The organism is Mesorhizobium sp. M2A.F.Ca.ET.042.01.1.1 (assembly GCF_003997405.1).
In the GTDB taxonomy this organism is placed as follows: Bacteria; Pseudomonadota; Alphaproteobacteria; order Rhizobiales; family Rhizobiaceae; genus Mesorhizobium.
This window is the reverse complement of the sequence record NZ_RZRX01000053.1, coordinates 13,227-28,634: the sequence shown is the minus strand read 5'-3', so window position 1 is coordinate 28,634 and position 15,408 is coordinate 13,227. Positions and strand designations below refer to the sequence as shown.

Annotated in this window: 15 protein-coding genes and 1 pseudogene; 6 read left to right on the top strand and 10 right to left on the bottom strand. The window is 65.0% G+C overall.

What is annotated here, in order from left to right:
- Together EOA23_RS10785 and deoA are read left to right on the top strand one after the other, a co-directional pair.
- Nucleotides 1–327, top strand: a pseudogene (locus EOA23_RS10785) (purine-nucleoside phosphorylase); the annotation flags it as partial.
- On the top strand, nucleotides 327–1,643 hold the full coding sequence (gene deoA, locus EOA23_RS10780; RefSeq protein ID WP_127304008.1) for a thymidine phosphorylase: 1,317 nt from the start codon (nucleotides 327–329) through the stop codon (nucleotides 1,641–1,643). The pseudogene EOA23_RS10785 and the gene deoA, both read left to right, overlap by 1 nt.
- 108 nt (nucleotides 1,644–1,751) lie before the next feature.
- Here deoA and EOA23_RS10775 read toward each other — a convergent pair whose 3' ends face one another.
- The 3 genes from EOA23_RS10775 to EOA23_RS10765 form a co-directional block, all read right to left on the bottom strand.
- Nucleotides 1,752–2,309, bottom strand: a complete 558-nt coding sequence (locus EOA23_RS10775) for a TIGR02281 family clan AA aspartic protease (RefSeq protein WP_127304006.1) — start codon at nucleotides 2,307–2,309, stop codon at nucleotides 1,752–1,754.
- Between the two features lie 106 nt (nucleotides 2,310–2,415).
- Entirely contained in the window at nucleotides 2,416–3,045 is a 630-nt protein-coding gene (gene upp / locus EOA23_RS10770; protein ID WP_027165262.1) for a uracil phosphoribosyltransferase, read from the bottom strand.
- Between the two features lie 128 nt (nucleotides 3,046–3,173).
- Nucleotides 3,174–4,148 (bottom strand): adenosine deaminase, encoded by a 975-nt coding sequence (locus EOA23_RS10765; RefSeq protein ID WP_127304004.1) that lies wholly within the window; start codon nucleotides 4,146–4,148, stop codon nucleotides 3,174–3,176.
- A 168-nt stretch (nucleotides 4,149–4,316) separates the two neighbouring features.
- On the opposite strand from EOA23_RS10765, the gene ubiE reads away from it, so the two are divergent.
- From ubiE to coaBC, 3 genes are all read left to right on the top strand, one after another.
- The gene (gene ubiE, locus EOA23_RS10760; RefSeq protein ID WP_127304003.1) at nucleotides 4,317–5,093 is read left to right on the top strand and encodes a bifunctional demethylmenaquinone methyltransferase/2-methoxy-6-polyprenyl-1,4-benzoquinol methylase UbiE; all 777 of its coding nucleotides are present in this window, start codon (nucleotides 4,317–4,319) and stop codon (nucleotides 5,091–5,093) included.
- A gap of 58 nt (nucleotides 5,094–5,151) precedes the next feature.
- Complete coding sequence (gene ubiB, locus EOA23_RS10755) at nucleotides 5,152–6,726, top strand: 2-polyprenylphenol 6-hydroxylase (RefSeq protein ID WP_127304001.1); 1,575 nt, start codon at nucleotides 5,152–5,154, stop codon at nucleotides 6,724–6,726.
- 72 nt (nucleotides 6,727–6,798) lie between these two features.
- The gene (gene coaBC / locus EOA23_RS10750; RefSeq protein WP_210212480.1) at nucleotides 6,799–8,271 is read left to right on the top strand and encodes a bifunctional phosphopantothenoylcysteine decarboxylase/phosphopantothenate--cysteine ligase CoaBC; all 1,473 of its coding nucleotides are present in this window, start codon (nucleotides 6,799–6,801) and stop codon (nucleotides 8,269–8,271) included.
- A gap of 36 nt (nucleotides 8,272–8,307) precedes the next feature.
- Here coaBC and EOA23_RS10745 read toward each other — a convergent pair whose 3' ends face one another.
- A complete protein-coding gene (locus EOA23_RS10745; protein WP_127303999.1) occupies nucleotides 8,308–9,645 on the bottom strand; it encodes an aspartate aminotransferase family protein in 1,338 nt (445 codons plus the stop codon).
- A gap of 98 nt (nucleotides 9,646–9,743) precedes the next feature.
- Here EOA23_RS10745 and EOA23_RS10740 point away from each other — a divergent pair, with 98 nt between their 5' ends.
- Nucleotides 9,744–10,601 (top strand): LysR family transcriptional regulator, encoded by an 858-nt coding sequence (locus EOA23_RS10740; RefSeq protein ID WP_127303997.1) that lies wholly within the window; start codon nucleotides 9,744–9,746, stop codon nucleotides 10,599–10,601.
- A gap of 46 nt (nucleotides 10,602–10,647) precedes the next feature.
- Here EOA23_RS10740 and EOA23_RS10735 read toward each other — a convergent pair whose 3' ends face one another.
- The 6 genes from EOA23_RS10735 to EOA23_RS10710 all read right to left on the bottom strand — a co-directional run bounded on the left by EOA23_RS10735 (nucleotide 10,648) and on the right by EOA23_RS10710 (nucleotide 15,327).
- The gene (locus EOA23_RS10735; RefSeq protein ID WP_127303995.1) at nucleotides 10,648–12,099 is read right to left on the bottom strand and encodes an MFS transporter; all 1,452 of its coding nucleotides are present in this window, start codon (nucleotides 12,097–12,099) and stop codon (nucleotides 10,648–10,650) included.
- A gap of 153 nt (nucleotides 12,100–12,252) precedes the next feature.
- A complete protein-coding gene (locus tag EOA23_RS10730; RefSeq protein ID WP_127303993.1) occupies nucleotides 12,253–12,735 on the bottom strand; it encodes a DUF992 domain-containing protein in 483 nt (160 codons plus the stop codon).
- 92 nt (nucleotides 12,736–12,827) lie between these two features.
- Nucleotides 12,828–13,304 (bottom strand): DUF992 domain-containing protein, encoded by a 477-nt coding sequence (locus EOA23_RS10725; RefSeq protein WP_127303991.1) that lies wholly within the window; start codon nucleotides 13,302–13,304, stop codon nucleotides 12,828–12,830.
- Between the two features lie 206 nt (nucleotides 13,305–13,510).
- Nucleotides 13,511–14,362, bottom strand: a complete 852-nt coding sequence (locus tag EOA23_RS10720; RefSeq protein ID WP_042639313.1) for a tetratricopeptide repeat protein — start codon at nucleotides 14,360–14,362, stop codon at nucleotides 13,511–13,513.
- A 132-nt stretch (nucleotides 14,363–14,494) separates the two neighbouring features.
- The gene (gene rpsU / locus EOA23_RS10715; protein WP_042639546.1) at nucleotides 14,495–14,761 is read right to left on the bottom strand and encodes a 30S ribosomal protein S21; all 267 of its coding nucleotides are present in this window, start codon (nucleotides 14,759–14,761) and stop codon (nucleotides 14,495–14,497) included.
- Between the two features lie 179 nt (nucleotides 14,762–14,940).
- Entirely contained in the window at nucleotides 14,941–15,327 is a 387-nt protein-coding gene (locus EOA23_RS10710) for an SET domain-containing protein-lysine N-methyltransferase (protein ID WP_127303990.1), read from the bottom strand.
- Nucleotides 15,328–15,408 lie beyond the last annotated feature (81 nt).

Sequence of the window (15,408 nt, the reverse complement as noted above, 5' to 3'; positions counted from 1 at the left end):
CCATGCGGATTTCCGCCGGCGTCTCGAAGCATGGTCCAGAAGGGCGTTTATATGTGGTTTTCTGGACCATGCTTCGAGACGCCGGCGGAAATCCGCATGGCGCGCGTCATGGGCGCCAACGCGGTCGGCATGTCGACCGTGCCGGAGGTCATCCTCGCCCGCTTCCTCGGGCTCAAGGTCGCTGCCTGCTCGGTCATCACCAATCTGGCGGCCGGCATGACCGGGGCGGAACTCTCGCATCAGGAAACCAAGGACATGGCGCCGGTCGGCGGCGCGCGGCTGGCGACGATCCTGCGGCACGTCTTCCAGGACGGCTTGCCCGACTGATGCTGCCGCAGGAGATCATCCGCCGCAAGCGCGACGGCCACAGGCTCTCGTCCGACGAGATCGCGGCCTTCATCGCCGGGCTGACGGCCGGCACCATTTCCGAAGGCCAGGTCGGCGCTTTCGCAATGGCCGTGTTCCTCAACGGCATGAGCCGCGAGGAAGCGGTGGCGCTGACGATTGCCATGCGCGATTCCGGCGACGTTCTCGACTGGTCCGACCTGCCCGGCCCGGTCACCGACAAGCATTCGACGGGTGGCGTCGGCGACAATGTCTCGCTGATGCTGGCGCCGATCGTCGCCGCCTGCGGCGCGTATGTGCCGATGATCTCCGGGCGCGGCCTCGGCCACACCGGCGGCACGCTGGACAAGATGGATGCCATTCCGGGCTATGCGAGCCAGCCCGACGTGGCACTTTTCCGCAAGACGGTGCTCGAGACCGGTTGCGCCATCATCGGCCAGACCGCCGATCTTGCGCCGGCAGACCGCAGGCTCTACGCGATCCGCGACGTGACGGGCGCGGTCGAATCGATGCCGCTGATCACCGCTTCGATCCTGTCGAAGAAGCTTGCCGCGGGCTTGGGCTCGCTGGTGCTCGACGTCAAGGTCGGCAACGGCGCCTTCATGGAAAAGTCGCGCGACGCCGTCGCCCTGGCGAACAGCCTTGTCGAGGTCGCCAATGGCGCCGGCTTGAATGCGTCGGCGCTGGTGACGGGCATGAACGAACCGCTGGCCTCCGCCGCAGGCAACGCGGTCGAGGTGAAGAATGCCGTCGACTTCCTCACCGGCCGTTTTCGCGACAAGCGGCTGGAGGACGTGACGCTGGCGCTGGCGGCCGAGATGCTGCAGTCGGCGGGGCTGGTTTCGTCGCAGCAGGATGGCCTTAGGCGTGCGACCGAAGCGCTCGCCGGCGGCCGGGCAGCTTCCGTCTTCGCGCGGATGGTGGCTGTGCTTGGGGGCCCCGGCGATTTCATCGAGAACTCGGAACGATATTTGCCGAAGGCGCCGGTCGAATTGGCCGTGACGGCGGAACAGGACGGGTTCGTGACCGGCATCGCCACGCGCGATATAGGGCTGGCCGTTGTCACGCTCGGCGGCGGGCGTTCCCGTCCGGACGACAAGATCGATCATGCGGTCGGTTTGACCCGGCTGTTGCCGGTGGGCGCCGAGGCGCGCTCAGGCGAGACGCTGGCGCTGGTGCATGCCCGCACCGACGCGGAGGCGGAGGCGGCAGCGGCGGCCGTGCGTGCCGCTTATACGATCGGAGGTTCCAAGCCGCCCGCCGAGAAGACCGTGCTCAGGCGGATATTGGCGCGATAAAGCAGGTCACCGTTTCGCGGAAACGGTGACCTGCTTTAACTGTTTTGTTTTTGACGCAATTCCGGACGGAAAACCGCTGCACACTTTTCCTGGAATTGCTTATGACACTTACTGGACAAGCAGCAGCGCGCCGTCCTGGACCTGGTATTTCTGCAACCGCTGCAGGAAGCTCATGCCGATCAGGTTGGTCTGCAGCGCCCGGTCGTCAAGCACCATCGCCTGGACGTTGTCGACCGAGATCTTGCCGATCTGCAGGTGGTCGACCGTCACGACGGCGGCCTTGATCGCCCCATTGGCGGTGTTCGCCAGTTGATTGAAATCTGACGGGTTGAGCGAGATGCCGATTCTGCGGGCGGTCGAGACGTTGATGGCGACCAGCGTCGCGCCGGTGTCGATCATGCCGTCGATCTGCCGGCCGTTGAGCTTGAACTGCGATGTGAAATGGCCGCGGGCGTCGGCATTGACCAGAACCTGCCGGCCGAGCGGCATCGGCTTGGCCGGGACCGAGACGAGATTGACCTGGGGCTCGGCCTTCGGCGCCGCCGGCCGCGGGGCATCGGCCGATTTCAGCAGGCCGTCCACCAGATGCGGATTGGCCTGAAAGACGATCGGAATCGAGGCCGAGGTTCCGGCAAAGATGCCGAGGATGAGAAGCTTGCGCAGCATGGATGCCCCTTAGATCAAGGCCGCATCCTTAGGCCGACATGGTGTTTTGAGCTTTAACGTGGGCCGGAACTGCGCGGTTGTGTAAACGCGCGGTAAACGGATGCGCTCACTTGGTCCCGTACATGCGGTCGCCGGCGTCGCCGAGGCCAGGCATGATATAGCCCTTGTCGTTCAACTGGCGGTCGATCGAGGCGGTGAAGATCGGCACGTCCGGATGCGCCTTGGTGAAGCGCTCGATGCCTTCGGGGGCGGCGAGCAGGCAGAGGAAGCGGATGTTGGTGGCGCCGCGTCCCTTCAGCTTGTCGATCGCGGCGATCGCCGAATTGGCGGTCGCCAGCATCGGATCGACGACGATCACCAGGCGGTCGGCAAGGTCGCTCGGCGCCTTGAAGAAATATTCGACGGCTTCCAGGGTCTCATGGTCGCGGTAGAGGCCGATATGGGCGACGCGGGCGGCCGGCACCAGATCGAGCAGGCCCTCGAGCAGGCCGTTGCCGGCGCGCAGCACCGAGGCGAAGACCAGCTTCTTGCCTTCCAGCGTCGGCGCCTCCATCTCCTCGATCGGCGTCTCGATCATGGTCGTGGTCAGCTCGAGATTACGAGTCACCTCATAGCCGAGCAGAAGCGAAATCTCGCGCAGCAGCCGCCGGAAGCCGGCCGTCGAGGTCTCCTTCTTGCGCATGATGGTCAGCTTGTGCTGGACAAGGGGGTGGTCGACGACGGTGACGCCCTGCATCGTGATCTCCTGAAATTCCGGCTGCTGGAAGCGACCCTAGCGACAATGCGCCGGCCAAGGAACCGCCCGGCGGCCATCCACCACAGCTTTTGCCTTAAATCCAGAAGAAGGACGAATCCAGCAGAGAGTTAGCGGCCGACGCCGTTGACACGGGCAAGCAGGGCGGCCTTGGTTTTCTTGTCCACGAACGCTGCCTCGATGGCCGTCCTCGTGACGGCGGTAAGCGCCTTGTCGTCCATGCGGAAATGCTCGGCGGCGATATCGTATTCGCGCTTCAGCGAGGTCCAGAAATAGGGCGGGTCGTCGGAGTTGAGCGTCACCTTGCAGCCCGCAGCGCGCAGCGCCGGAAAAGGATGGTCGGCGAAGCTGTCGAAGACTTTCAAAGCGACGTTGGAGCCCGGGCAGCATTCCAGCACCACCCCCTCGGCGGCGATGCGGCGGACGAGGTCCGGGTTCTCGATGGCGCGCACGCCATGACCGATGCGCGAGGGACGGATGTGGTCGAGAGCCGCCTGGACACTTTCCCATCCCATCAGCTCGCCGGCATGGATGGTGATGCCGAGGCCGGCTTCACGCGCGATCTCGAAGGCCCGCACATAGTCCTCGAAGTCACCGATGCGCTCGTCGCCGGCGACGCCGAAACCGGTCACCAGCGGATGGCCGCAGCGTGCCGCGAAGCGTGCCGCCTGCTCGATCGCCTCGACCCCGACATGGCGCACGCCGGTGACGATCATGCGGCCTTCGATCCCTGTCTTGGCCTTGGCGCGGGCCATGCCTTCGCCCAGCGCGTCGGTATAGGCTTTTGGCGAGAGGCCGGCCTTTACCGCATGGTCCGGCGAGGTGAAGACCTCGGAATAGATGGCGCCGTCGCGAGCGAGGCTGGTCAGATAATAGTCGGCGAGACGCGCATAATCGTCTTCCGTGCGAAACAGGTCGGAAGCGAAATCGTAAGCGGCGAGAAACGAGGTGAAATCGTGCCAGACGAAGGAGCCGTTCTGGATATAGGGCGAGGGATCCTTGCCATATTTGCGGGCCTGGCTGACGACAAGCTCCGGTGCCGCCGCGCCTTCGATATGGCAGTGCAACTCGGCCTTCAAAATCATGCGGTCATTGCGCCCAGCATGCTGTTCTCGCACGGAATCTGGCCGGAAAATCATGCGGGACCTTTCTCGACCGGGTTTTGCAGGCGCGGCCGAAAACCGCGCCTTGGACAATAGCGTCGGCACCATCGATCGGCTATGGTCCCGCCGGTTTTATGACGGATCAAAATAATGTCAGTTGAGAGAACCACGGCCGCGGGCGGCATGGAAACCTCCTATGGTTTCAGGAAGGTCGGGGCAGGCGAGAAGCAGCCCCTGGTCAATGACGTCTTCCATAAGGTGGCCAATCGATACGACCTGATGAACGATCTGATGTCGGCCGGGTTGCATCGGTTGTGGAAGGACGCGATGGTCGCATGGCTGAACCCGCCGAAGCGGCCGGGCTGGAAGGTGCTCGATGTCGCCGGCGGCACCGGGGACATCGCCTTCAGGATCGTCGAGGCCAGCCAGCGCCAGGCCCATGCCACCGTGCTCGACATCAACGGTTCCATGCTCTCCGTCGGCCGCGACCGCGCCGAGAAGCTGGGGCTCGCGGCAAACACCGACTTCGTCGAGGCCAATGCCGAGGAATTGCCGTTCGAGGACGAGACCTTCGACGCCTATACGATCGCCTTCGGCATCCGCAACGTGCCGCGCATCGAGGTGGCGCTTGCCGAAGCCTATCGCGTGCTGAAGCGCGGCGGGCGGTTTCTGTGCCTGGAATTCTCGGAGGTCGAGATGCCGCTGCTCGACAAGGCCTATGAGGCCTGGTCGTTCAACGCGATCCCCAGGATAGGCAAGGCGGTGACCGGCGACGGCGAGCCCTACTCCTACCTCGTCGAATCCATCCGCAAGTTCCCCAACCAGCAGAATTTCGCGGCGATGATCACCCGCGCCGGCTTCGATCGCGTCACCTTCCGCAACTATTCCGGCGGGATCGCCGCCCTTCATTCCGGCTGGAAGCTTTGAAGCAGGCCCCCTTGAAGCAGGCTCCTTTGAAACAGGCCCTCTTGAATCGGGATGGCGAATGAGCAGCGTCGCCGCCGCCTTCAGGCTCGCCCGGGCCGGCTGGGTGCTGGTCCGCGAGGGCGTCGTCGCGGCGTTGCCGGGCGAAGAGCTCTCCGGCATGCCGAAATTCGGCTGGAGCGTTGCGCGGCTTTTCACCCGCCGCCGGGCGCTGAGCTATCAGCGCGGCGACAGGCTGGCACGCGCCGTGGTGCGGCTCGGACCCTCCTATGTCAAGCTCGGCCAGTTCCTGGCGACGCGGCCCGATGTCGTCGGCAATGACATGGCGCTCGACCTCGCGCTGTTGCAGGACAAGATGCACACCTTTCCGAAGGCAGAGGCGGTCCACGCGATCGAGGCCTCGCTCGGACGCAGGATCGACGACCTCTATTTGGGCTTCGGCGAACCGGTGGCGGCGGCCTCGATCGCGCAGGTGCACAGGGCCGAGGTCATGCGCGAGGGCACTGCTTCGCGCGTGGCGGTGAAGGTCATCCGGCCCGGCGTGCGGCACCGCTTCTTCCAGGACCTCGAAAGCTATTTCCTCGCCGCCCGCCTGCAGGAGAAGTACATCCCCTCGTCGCGCCGGCTGCGCCCGGTCGAGGTGACGCAGACGCTGGCGCAGACCACCAGGATCGAGATGGACCTGCGGCTGGAGGCGGCCGCACTTTCGGAGCTCGGCGAGAACACCAAGGACGATTCGGGATTCCGCGTGCCGGCAGTCGACTGGGAACGGACCGGCCGCGACGTGCTCACCATGGAATGGATCGACGGCGTCAAGATGAACGACATCGCCGGCCTTGCCGCCGCCGGCCATGACCTCAAGGCGATTGCCGCCAATCTCATCCAGTCGTTCCTGCGGCACACGCTGCGCGACGGCTTCTTCCATGCCGACATGCATCCAGGGAACCTGTTCGTCGAGGCGGACGGCACCATCGTCGCCGTCGATCTCGGCATTGCCGGGCGGCTCGGCAAGAAGGAGCGGCGCTTCCTGGCGGAGATCCTCTACGGCTTCATCGTGCGCGACTATCAGCGCGTCGCCGAGGTGCATTTCGAGGCGGGCTACGTGCCGCGCCAGCACAATGTCTCGGCCTTCGCGCAGGCGATCCGCGCCATCGGCGAGCCGATCCACGGCCAGTCGGCCGACACCATCTCGATGGCGAAGCTTTTGACGCTTCTCTTCGAGGTCACCGAACTGTTCGACATGGCGACGCGTCCGGAACTGATCCTGCTGCAGAAGACCATGGTGGTGGTGGAAGGTGTCGCCCGCACGCTCGATCCGGCCTTCAACATGTGGAAGACTTCGGAACCGGTGGTGGGCGACTGGATCGCCGGCAATCTCGGTCCGCGCGGGCTGCTCACCGACGCGCGGGACGGCGCCAAGGCGCTGCTGGCGCTGGCGAGGCAGGCGCCGGACCTCGCAGCCCGCACCGACCGGCTGTCGCGCGAGATCGACCTGATGGCCGAGAACGGCCTGCGCTTCGACGAAGCGACCGCGCGAGCCATCGGCAAGGCCGAGGCGCGCCACACCCGTTCCGGCCGCGTGGCGCTTTGGGTGATTGCGCTGACGCTGATCTACATCGCGTGGAAATTGCTCTGACACCCATGCGTCTTGTCGGCGATTGATTGCATTGCTATCATTGCAAGCGCTGTTTGAACCGAGTGCAATCACATGGCCAGCATCACGATCCGCAATCTCGATGACGAGGTCAAGGACTTGCTCCGGCAGCTCGCCGCCGAAAATGGCTGCTCGATGGAGGAGCAGGCGCGAGCGATGATTCGCGCTGCGGTCGAGGGGCGGGCGGGGCAGTCGGACCGCATCGGCCAGATCGAGCAGACGCTGCGTGCGCTGACAGGTTCGAAGGAGCAGGCGACGCCGGTTGTCGCGGCATCCGGCAAGCCGGTCGCGCGAGGCTCTCTCTCCGGCAAGCGCATCCTGCTGATCATCGGCGGCGGCATCGCCGCCTATAAATCGCTTGATCTGATACGGCGGCTGCGCGAGCGCGGCGCTTCGGTGCGGGTGGTGATGACGTCGGCAGCGCAGGAATTCGTCACCACGCTGTCGGTCGGCGCGCTTTCGGCCGACCATGTCTTTACCGAGCTGTTCGACCGCAAGGAGGAGCACGATGTCGGCCATATCAGGCTGTCGCGCGAGGCCGATCTGCTGGTGGTGGCGCCGGCCACCGCCGACCTGATGGCGAAGCTTGCCAACGGCCATGCCAACGACCTTGCCTCGACGGTGCTTCTGGCCACCGACAAGAAGGTGCTGATGGCGCCGGCGATGAACCCGAAGATGTGGGCGCATGCTGCCATGTGCCGCAACCGGGCGACGCTGCAGAAGGATGGCATCGCCTTTGTCGGCCCCGCCAGGGGCGAGATGGCCGAAAGCAACGAAGCCGGCGAGGGCCGGATGGCCGAACCGCTCGAGATCGTCGCTGCGATCGAGACCATGCTCGACGAGAAGCCGAAGCCGCTGTCTGGCCGCCGGATCATCGTCACTTCCGGGCCGACGCATGAGCCGATCGACCCGGTGCGCTACATCGCCAACCGCTCGTCGGGCAAGCAGGGCCATGCCATCGCGGCCGCGCTGGCGAAGCTCGGCGCCGATGTGCGGTTGGTTTCCGGTCCGGTGAACATCCACGATCCCGCCGGTGTTGCGACCACCCATGTCGAGACGGCCGCGCAGATGAAGCAAGCGGTCGAGAGCCTGCTGCCGGCGGATGCCGCTGTCTTTGTCGCGGCGGTCGCCGACTGGCGCACGGCCAATGCCGCCGGCGAGAAGATGAAGAAGGTGGCGGGCGAAGGGCCGCCGTCACTGCAGATGATCGAGAACCCGGATATCCTGGCCGGCATCGGCCATCATGCGCAGAGGCCTGCCCTTGTCGTCGGCTTCGCCGCCGAAACGCAGGATCTGATCGCCAATGCCGAGGCCAAGCTCAAGAAAAAGGGCGCCGACTTCATCGTCGCCAATGACGTCTCGCATGAAAGCGGCATCGGCCCGTCGGGCGTGATGGGCGGCGACCGCAACAAGGTGCGCATCGTCTCCAGGAGCGGCGTTGAGGAATGGCCGGAGATGGGCAAGGACGAGGTGGCGGCGCGGCTCGCCGCGCTCATTGCGGAGCGGCTGCAGACCGTCGTGGTGTGAGGCCGAAGCCGGCGCTTGGGTCGCCGGCCCTCGACGTCACTCGGCGGCGATGCCGGGACGGCTCGTGTTCGCGGCGAGCCCGGCCTCGATCGACTCGGCGATGATCTTCAGGCCGAGATCCAGCTCTTCCTCGGAGATCGTCAGCGGCGGGGCGATGCGGAAGACGCCGCCCATGCCGGGCAGCTTGACGATGTTCATGCTGAGACCGCGCCGGAACGCCTCAGCCGCGATCGCGGCGCCAAGCTGGTGGTCGGGAACCCTGTCCTTGCGGTCCTTGACGATCTCGACGCCGAGCAGGAGACCGCGCCCGCGCACGTCACCGACGCATTCATAACGTTGCTTCAGGCTGGACAAGCCGGCAAATAGTTTCGCCCCCATGCTGCGCGCCCGTTCAACGAGCTTTTCTTCCTCCACCACATCGAGCACCGCCAGGCCCACGGCCGCCGGCAGCGGATCGGAAACATGCGTGGTGTAGAAGAGAAAACCTTTCGCATGCGCTTCCTCCTCGATCTCGGCCGTCGTCATGACGGCCGACAGCGGAAGGCCGGCGCCGATCGTCTTGGAAAGCGTCAGGATATCCGGCGTGATGCCGTCCCTCTCGAAGGCGAACATATGGCCGGTGCGGCCGATGCCTGTCTGCGCCTCGTCCAGGATCAGCAGCATGCCGCGCTCGCGGCACTTCTGCTGGAGAGCCGCCAGATAGCCCTGCGGCAGTTCCAATATGCCGCCGCTCGACAGGATCGGTTCGGCGACGAAGGCCGCCAGGTTGCCCGTCGACTGGCTGTCGACCAGATCGAACGCGTCGTCGAGCTCGGTCTGCCAATCCAGCGAGCCGTCGGCATGCTTGAAACGCGGCCGGAAACTGTTCGGCGCCGGGATCGCGAGCGAGCCGACCGCGGCAGGTCCATAGCCCTTGCGACCGGCGCTGTAGGTTGCTGACGCCGCCACGCCGGTCATGCCGTGCCAGCTCTTCGAAAAGGCGACGATCTCGTGCTTGCCGGTTACCAGCTTGGCCATGCGGATCGCGGCTTCGTTCGATTCCGCGCCGGTCGACAAAAGCAGCACCCGGTCGAGCCTCGGCGCCAGCGCCGCCAAGCGCCCGGCAAGCTCGACCACGGGACGGGACAGCATGCCGCTGAACAGATGCGCGACCTGACCCACCTGGCGGCTCACCGTCGAGACAATGCGGGGATGCGAATGGCCGAGCAGCGCGCTCATCTGGCCGGAGGTGAAATCGAGGATCGGCTTGTCATCCGCATCGTAGACGAAGGATCCCGCCGCGCGCTCGATGATAGCGGGCTCGAACGCGCCGCCATAGCGTATCAGATGCTTTTGCGCCGCATTCCAAAACCCGCGATCCTGGTTTTTCGACATCGTTCCAGCTCCACCAAAGCCTCTGGACGACTAGATAGCGCTTGGCGTTGGTGCAGTAAAATTGATAGTAATCGGATCCGGATATCAACGGATTTGATATGCAGGCTCCGCTCGATCTCAAGCTCCTGTCGACATTCGTGCGCGCGGCGCATTCCGGCACGCTGAGCGCCGTTGCGGTGCAGGTCGGCCGTACGCAATCGGCCGTCACCATGCAGATCCAGCGATTGGAGGAAGCGCTTGGCCAGAGCCTTTTTCATCGCAGCGGCAGCGGCGTGCGGCTCACCGGCAGCGGCGAACGTTTTCTTGCCTATGCCGAGCGCATCCTCAAAATCCATGACGAGGCGATCTCGGCCTTTTCCGACAAGGGCTTGCATGGGTCGATCATCTTCGGCAGCCCCGAAGACTATTTGAGCGCGTTCTTCCCGGCGCTCTTGAAGGGTTTTGGCACCATGTATCCCGATGTCGAGATCAAGGTGGTCTCGGCGCCGACGGTCGAACTGCGCACGCTCATCAATGCGCGTCAGGTCGACCTGGCGCTCGTTTCCACACCCAACCCAGGCGATGCGCCGGATGTCGTGCGCAGGGAATCGCTGGTCTGGGTCGGCAGCCGGCCAACCCTGGAACTCTACGATTTCGGCGACACCGTTCCGCTCGCCCTGGCGGCGTCGAACGCGATCGACCACAAGGGGGCCTGCGAGGCCATGGCTCGCGCCGGCCTGCGCTACAAGATAGCCTATGCCTCCAACAGCCTTGCCGGGCTGATCGCCGTTGCGCGGTCAGGGCTGGCGATCAGCGTGATGGCGGAGGGGGCGGTGCCGCCCGATCTCCATATTCTCGGCGCTCCGCTTCCTCCGCTGCCCGGGCTCGGCATTGTGATCGTTTTCGCCGATGCGGAACGATCGCCCGCGGCCACGGCCTTTGCCGATCACATCCGCAAGGTTCTGCCGTCGCTATGAGGGTCTGCCGCCTCGCAGCCTCTCGATCAGCTCGTGGTCTGGAACGTCAGCCCGCGGCCATTTGCGGCCGGTTCGCCGTCAACGACATCCTGAGCGCGGCCAGGCACCCGACGATCCCGAGCGGCACGAAAGCCAGGAACAGCCAGCCAGCGACGATCGCGGCCGCCTCGCGACTCAGGCCATCGGAGAACCCACAGGCATTAGCGATAATGCCGGCAAGGGCGGCGCCTACCGCATAGCCGATGCGCTGCATCGTCGGCACGGCGGCCGAGGCGATGGTCTGTTCGCCCTCGCGCGCCGAGGCGACGATGACGCGGGTCAGGAACGGCCAGGCGACGCCGAAGCCGCCGCCTTGGAAAAGGGCGCAAAGCAGGATCAGGGGGATCGAGCCGATCGGGATCGTGTAGGCGAAACCGGCGAGGCCGGCGGCGATCATCAGAGCGCCGACGACGATGATCGACCGCTCGCGGTGCAGCGGCGCATTGGCGACGGCGATCGACAGGATCGACCAGGCAATCGATTCGGCGGCGATGATGTAGCCTGTCGTCAGGATCGGGATGCCGTGCAACGTGGTCAGCAGCAACGGCCCGTAGATGGCGAAGGTGCAGGTCGCCACGGAGAAGGCGGCCACCATGGTCATGCCGCTGCCGAGCGCGGAATTCCAGGAAAAGAGTTGCGAGGGAAACAGGCGCGAGCGCGGCTTCAGCGCATCGACGCGGAAGAACAGCGCGAGGCCGGCCAGGCCGAGCAGTATGAGCAGCGACGAGCGCAGCAAGGCGATGTCGACGCCAGCGGCGGCGATCAGCACGACGCTGACGGCAAGGCAGCCGAGCGCCAGGAAGGGAAAGGCGGGCGTCGGGCCGGCGCCGGCCTGCGGCCGCTTCGCCTGCGGCGTGCCAAGCACGGCAAAGCTTGCGAGCGCCATGGCCGCACCGCCAAACGTGAAGACACCGAAGGCCCAGCGCCAGGACAGGAAATCGACCATGATTGCGCCGAGCATCGGGCCGCTGAAGGCGGCGACACCCCAAATCGCCGAGATGATGCCGAAAAGCTGCGGCCAGATATTGCGCGGGAACAGGCGCTCGACCGAGACGAAGGCAAGCGAGACGAGCGCGCCGCCGCCCAGGCCTTCGACCAGCCGCCCGGCCAGGAAGACGGGCATCGATGGCGCGGTCGCGCAGACCAGCGCGCCAGCAGCATAAAGAAGGGCCGCGGCCATCATGTTGGTGCGCAGGGCGACGAAGCTGACCAGCCGGCCGGCGGCGGCACCCGCGACGATGGCGCCGAGTTCGTATACGGCCAGCGACCAGCCGACGAACTGCACGCCGGCAATGTCGCCGACCATCGCCGGCATGACCGTCGCGATCATCGTCTCATTGGTGGCATGGAGCAGGATGCCGAGGCTGATGAAGCAGAAGCGTGCCAAGTCGCCATTTGCCCACAGCGCGGGCCAATCTATCTTGTCGCCGCCTGCCTTGTTGCCGCTTGCTGCCGTCACGTCGATCTCCTGCTTGCGATCCGCAGCCTCATCCGCATTGCGAATGGGCGCCAGGTCCAGTTCGGCAGGGCTTGTAGAACCTCAAGCGCGATTGAGCTCAAGAGGCTTTTTCGCTTGTCGTGGAAGGAAGGCTCCACCGGCCCTGGTGGTCAGTCAGCTCGCTGTGCTGCGCAGCTGGAACTGGCTGACGCCGATGGCGATGTTGAGACCGGTCTGGGTCTGGACGCTGAGCGGCTGCAGGGTGAAGGCGTTGCCGGTGCCGCCGACCAGGAGATTGGCGCCGGCGCCGACCGCGGCGGTCACTTCGGCGCTGGCGCCGACATAGTCGCCGGCGAGCGCACCCGGGGCGTAGATGTTGTTCATCGGCGTCAGCACCAGCCAGCGCATCACGCTCTGGCTGGTGGTGCCGATGTCGAGGCCGTATTTGTTGACGGCGCCGAAATAGGCTTCCGGCGCGAAGGTCTTGTCGGCCGGCGTGAAGGTGCAGCTCAGGTCCTTGCTGGAGCCGAAGACGAAGCCGGTACCTCCGCCGATGGCGCAATCCAGGACGCCGAGCTCGACGCCGCCCGTCTCGGCTCCGGCTTGCGCGGTGAATGCGGCGATTACGATCGCGGCTGCGGCAATGATTCTCGACATGATCTTCCCCCAAAAGCATGCGGCCCGGAACGGCTACAATGTCCTGTTCCGGGCCGCGCGTATAGGAGCGGATATCGTTAGCGGCGATGCGCCTACTTGTAGGAGTGAACGAGGTCCAGCGACGCCACCGCGACGGCGAGGTTGACGCCGGTCTGCGCCTGCACGCTGAGCGGCTCCAGCATGAAGGCGCCGTCGAGGCCGCCGACCAGGAGATTGGCTCCGCCGCCGGTCACGACGGAAGCCTCGGCGTTGACGCCGTAATAGCTGCCGGCGAGGTCGCCCGCCTCATGATGGCGCGTGGCGGCAAGCACCGCCCAGACGAGCTGGCCCTGATGCGTCTGGCCGAGGTCGACGCCGAGCTTGGAGATCATGCCGGTGTACTGCTCGGCCGGACCGTGATGATAGGGACGGAAGGTGCAGGACACGCCCTTGTTGGACGTGATGACATAGCCGACGCCGCCATCGATGGTGCAATCGAGCGTGCCGAGCCGGAGCGTGCCGGCGCTGACTGGGGAAGCGAGGACCGTGGCGGCAAGCGCGGCAGCGGCACAGGCAAGGGATTTGATCATTGGAAAGGTCCTTTCGCGAAAATCTTGGCCCCGGCTTAAACGGTCGAGGCGCAAGGAGCGTTCCGCCGAAAACTTGGCGCGAACATGGCAAAGGTTAACGCATTGCCCTGGGCGGTTAACGGATCACTATCGGCGTCGCCGCGGCGCAACACCGCGGTCGCCGGCGGCGACCGCGCCCGGCGCGAGATGCCCTTCCGTTACCGGTTTCAGCTGGCGTTGCCGCCGGTGCGCGACAGGCCGTCCTTGGCCGGCTGGTAGTTCGGGTCGAGGTGGATCGCCTCGCGGTAGGACTTGGCGGCCCTGACCTTGTCGCCACGGCGCTCGTAGATCAGCGCCTGGTTGGCCCAGGCCTCGGCATTCTTGCCGTCGAGCTTGATGGCCATGTTGAAGTCGGAGAAGGCGTTGTCCTCGTCGCCTGTCGCAAGATAGGAGAGGCCGCGGCCGTTGTAGGGCTCGGCGGCGTCCGGCGCCAGCGAGATGGCGGTCGAGAAATCCTCGATGGCGAATTTATGCTGGCCCTGGCTCTGATAGATCAGGCCGCGATTGTGGTAGGCGCGCGCATCCGTGGTGTCGAGCTGGATCGCCTTCTGGAAGTCGTTGAAGGCATCCTGGGTGCGGCCCGCCTTACGGTAGAGATTGCCGCGGCCGATATAGGCGGCATCGTAGTTGGCGTTGATCTGGATTGACCGGTTGTAGTCAGCCAGAGCCGCTTCCTGATTGCCGAGGAAACGCTGGATCAGCGCGCGGTTCGAATAGGCCTGGTAGAAATTCGGGTTGAGCTGAATGGCCTGGTTGAAGTCCTTCAGCGCCGCCTGGTACTGGCCGCCGCGGCCATAGGCCGAGCCGCGCACATTGTAGCCCTCGGGATCCTGCGGATTGCGCTGGATGACCGCCGAGAGCGAGGAGATGTTCTCGCTTGAGCCTTGCGCCTTGTCGATCGAGTTGAACTCACCCGTCGGGGCTGTCTGACATGCTGCAAGCATCAGACCCGAAAGCAGGGCCGCCGTCAGGGCGAAGCCGCGAAAAGCGGTTCCACGCTCCACGGTAATAGCGTTCATCTTTGTCCTCACTGCCGCAGCGCCGTCAGTCCGTTCCCTCTCCGAACCGGCTCGAATCTATAAACAAAAAGGTGGCGGCGATTCCGCATCGCGCCACCTTCGGTATCCTTCGAAAAGGACGAAAAATAGGCGTTATGAGCGCGGCGAACGCGGCGCGCCACCAGCACCGGCCGGAGCCGGACGCGGGGTCATCGGCAGCAGGCCTTCGCGCTGGGCGCGCTTGCGGGCCAGCTTGCGGGCGCGGCGCACGGCTTCGGCCTTCTCGCGGGCACGCTTCTCGGACGGCTTCTCGTAGTGACCGCGCATCTTCATTTCGCGGAAAATACCTTCGCGCTGCATTTTCTTCTTCAGCGCGCGAAGCGCCTGATCAACGTTGTTGTCGCGGACGAGTACCTGCACGGGCAATCCTGTCTTCGGGTTTGAAATCGTTAGGCAATCGGCCATAGCCGGGATGCCTCCGCGGCGAGTTGCACCGCGAATTGTGGCGGCTGATAGCAGAATCACGCTGGGATGTCCACCTCTGATTGCGCGAAAGCGCGATCAAAAACCCGAGTGCTGCGTCCCGACGTTTATTCGCCCTACGCCGTCGTCAGATGGAGGCGGGCAAAGTCCTCGAAAAACTCGCCATAGTCGCAGGTGATTTCCTCGCCGGCGGCGATGTCGCGAATGGCGGTGGCGCCGCCATGTTGCGAGAAATCCGTGTTTGGCCGCTCGGAGTGGTTCATGAAGCGGCCATTGTCGACCTCATAGACCATGAAGCCGGGCTTGTCCGGGCTCGGATAGGCATAGCGGTCGAGTAGTTCCCTCAGATGAGGGGATGCCGCTTCATATTTTTCCATCGGGATCAGGCGGTCGAAATCGGGGTCGAGCCGCCAGATCGAAGCACCTTTGCGGATCGGCTCGGCAGCGAAGACACCGACGCCCTCGATGGCGCTCTGCGCAACATAGGTCCTGATCAGCAACATCGTTCCGGTCCGATTTCGACGGGAAACGAAAATCGTCAAAACGGGCCGAAATGCAAGGCCGTATCGCGATATTTCAGCGGA

What these genes read in the sequence shown, in the direction of transcription:
- deoA (WP_127304008.1), top strand. Translation starts at nt 327, where the DNA reads ATGCTGCCGCAGGAGATCATCCGCCGCAAGCGCGACGGCCACAGGCTC.
- EOA23_RS10775 (WP_127304006.1), bottom strand. Translation starts at nt 2,309, where the DNA reads ATGCTGCGCAAGCTTCTCATCCTCGGCATCTTTGCCGGAACCTCGGCC.
- upp (WP_027165262.1), bottom strand. Translation starts at nt 3,045, where the DNA reads ATGCAGGGCGTCACCGTCGTCGACCACCCCCTTGTCCAGCACAAGCTG.
- EOA23_RS10765 (WP_127304004.1), bottom strand. Translation starts at nt 4,148, where the DNA reads ATGATTTTGAAGGCCGAGTTGCACTGCCATATCGAAGGCGCGGCGGCA.
- ubiE (WP_127304003.1), top strand. Translation starts at nt 4,317, where the DNA reads ATGTCAGTTGAGAGAACCACGGCCGCGGGCGGCATGGAAACCTCCTAT.
- ubiB (WP_127304001.1), top strand. Translation starts at nt 5,152, where the DNA reads ATGAGCAGCGTCGCCGCCGCCTTCAGGCTCGCCCGGGCCGGCTGGGTG.
- coaBC (WP_210212480.1), top strand. Translation starts at nt 6,799, where the DNA reads ATGGCCAGCATCACGATCCGCAATCTCGATGACGAGGTCAAGGACTTG.
- EOA23_RS10745 (WP_127303999.1), bottom strand. Translation starts at nt 9,645, where the DNA reads ATGTCGAAAAACCAGGATCGCGGGTTTTGGAATGCGGCGCAAAAGCAT.
- EOA23_RS10740 (WP_127303997.1), top strand. Translation starts at nt 9,744, where the DNA reads ATGCAGGCTCCGCTCGATCTCAAGCTCCTGTCGACATTCGTGCGCGCG.
- EOA23_RS10730 (WP_127303993.1), bottom strand. Translation starts at nt 12,735, where the DNA reads ATGTCGAGAATCATTGCCGCAGCCGCGATCGTAATCGCCGCATTCACC.
- EOA23_RS10725 (WP_127303991.1), bottom strand. Translation starts at nt 13,304, where the DNA reads ATGATCAAATCCCTTGCCTGTGCCGCTGCCGCGCTTGCCGCCACGGTC.
- EOA23_RS10720 (WP_042639313.1), bottom strand. Translation starts at nt 14,362, where the DNA reads ATGAACGCTATTACCGTGGAGCGTGGAACCGCTTTTCGCGGCTTCGCC.
- EOA23_RS10710 (WP_127303990.1), bottom strand. Translation starts at nt 15,327, where the DNA reads ATGTTGCTGATCAGGACCTATGTTGCGCAGAGCGCCATCGAGGGCGTC.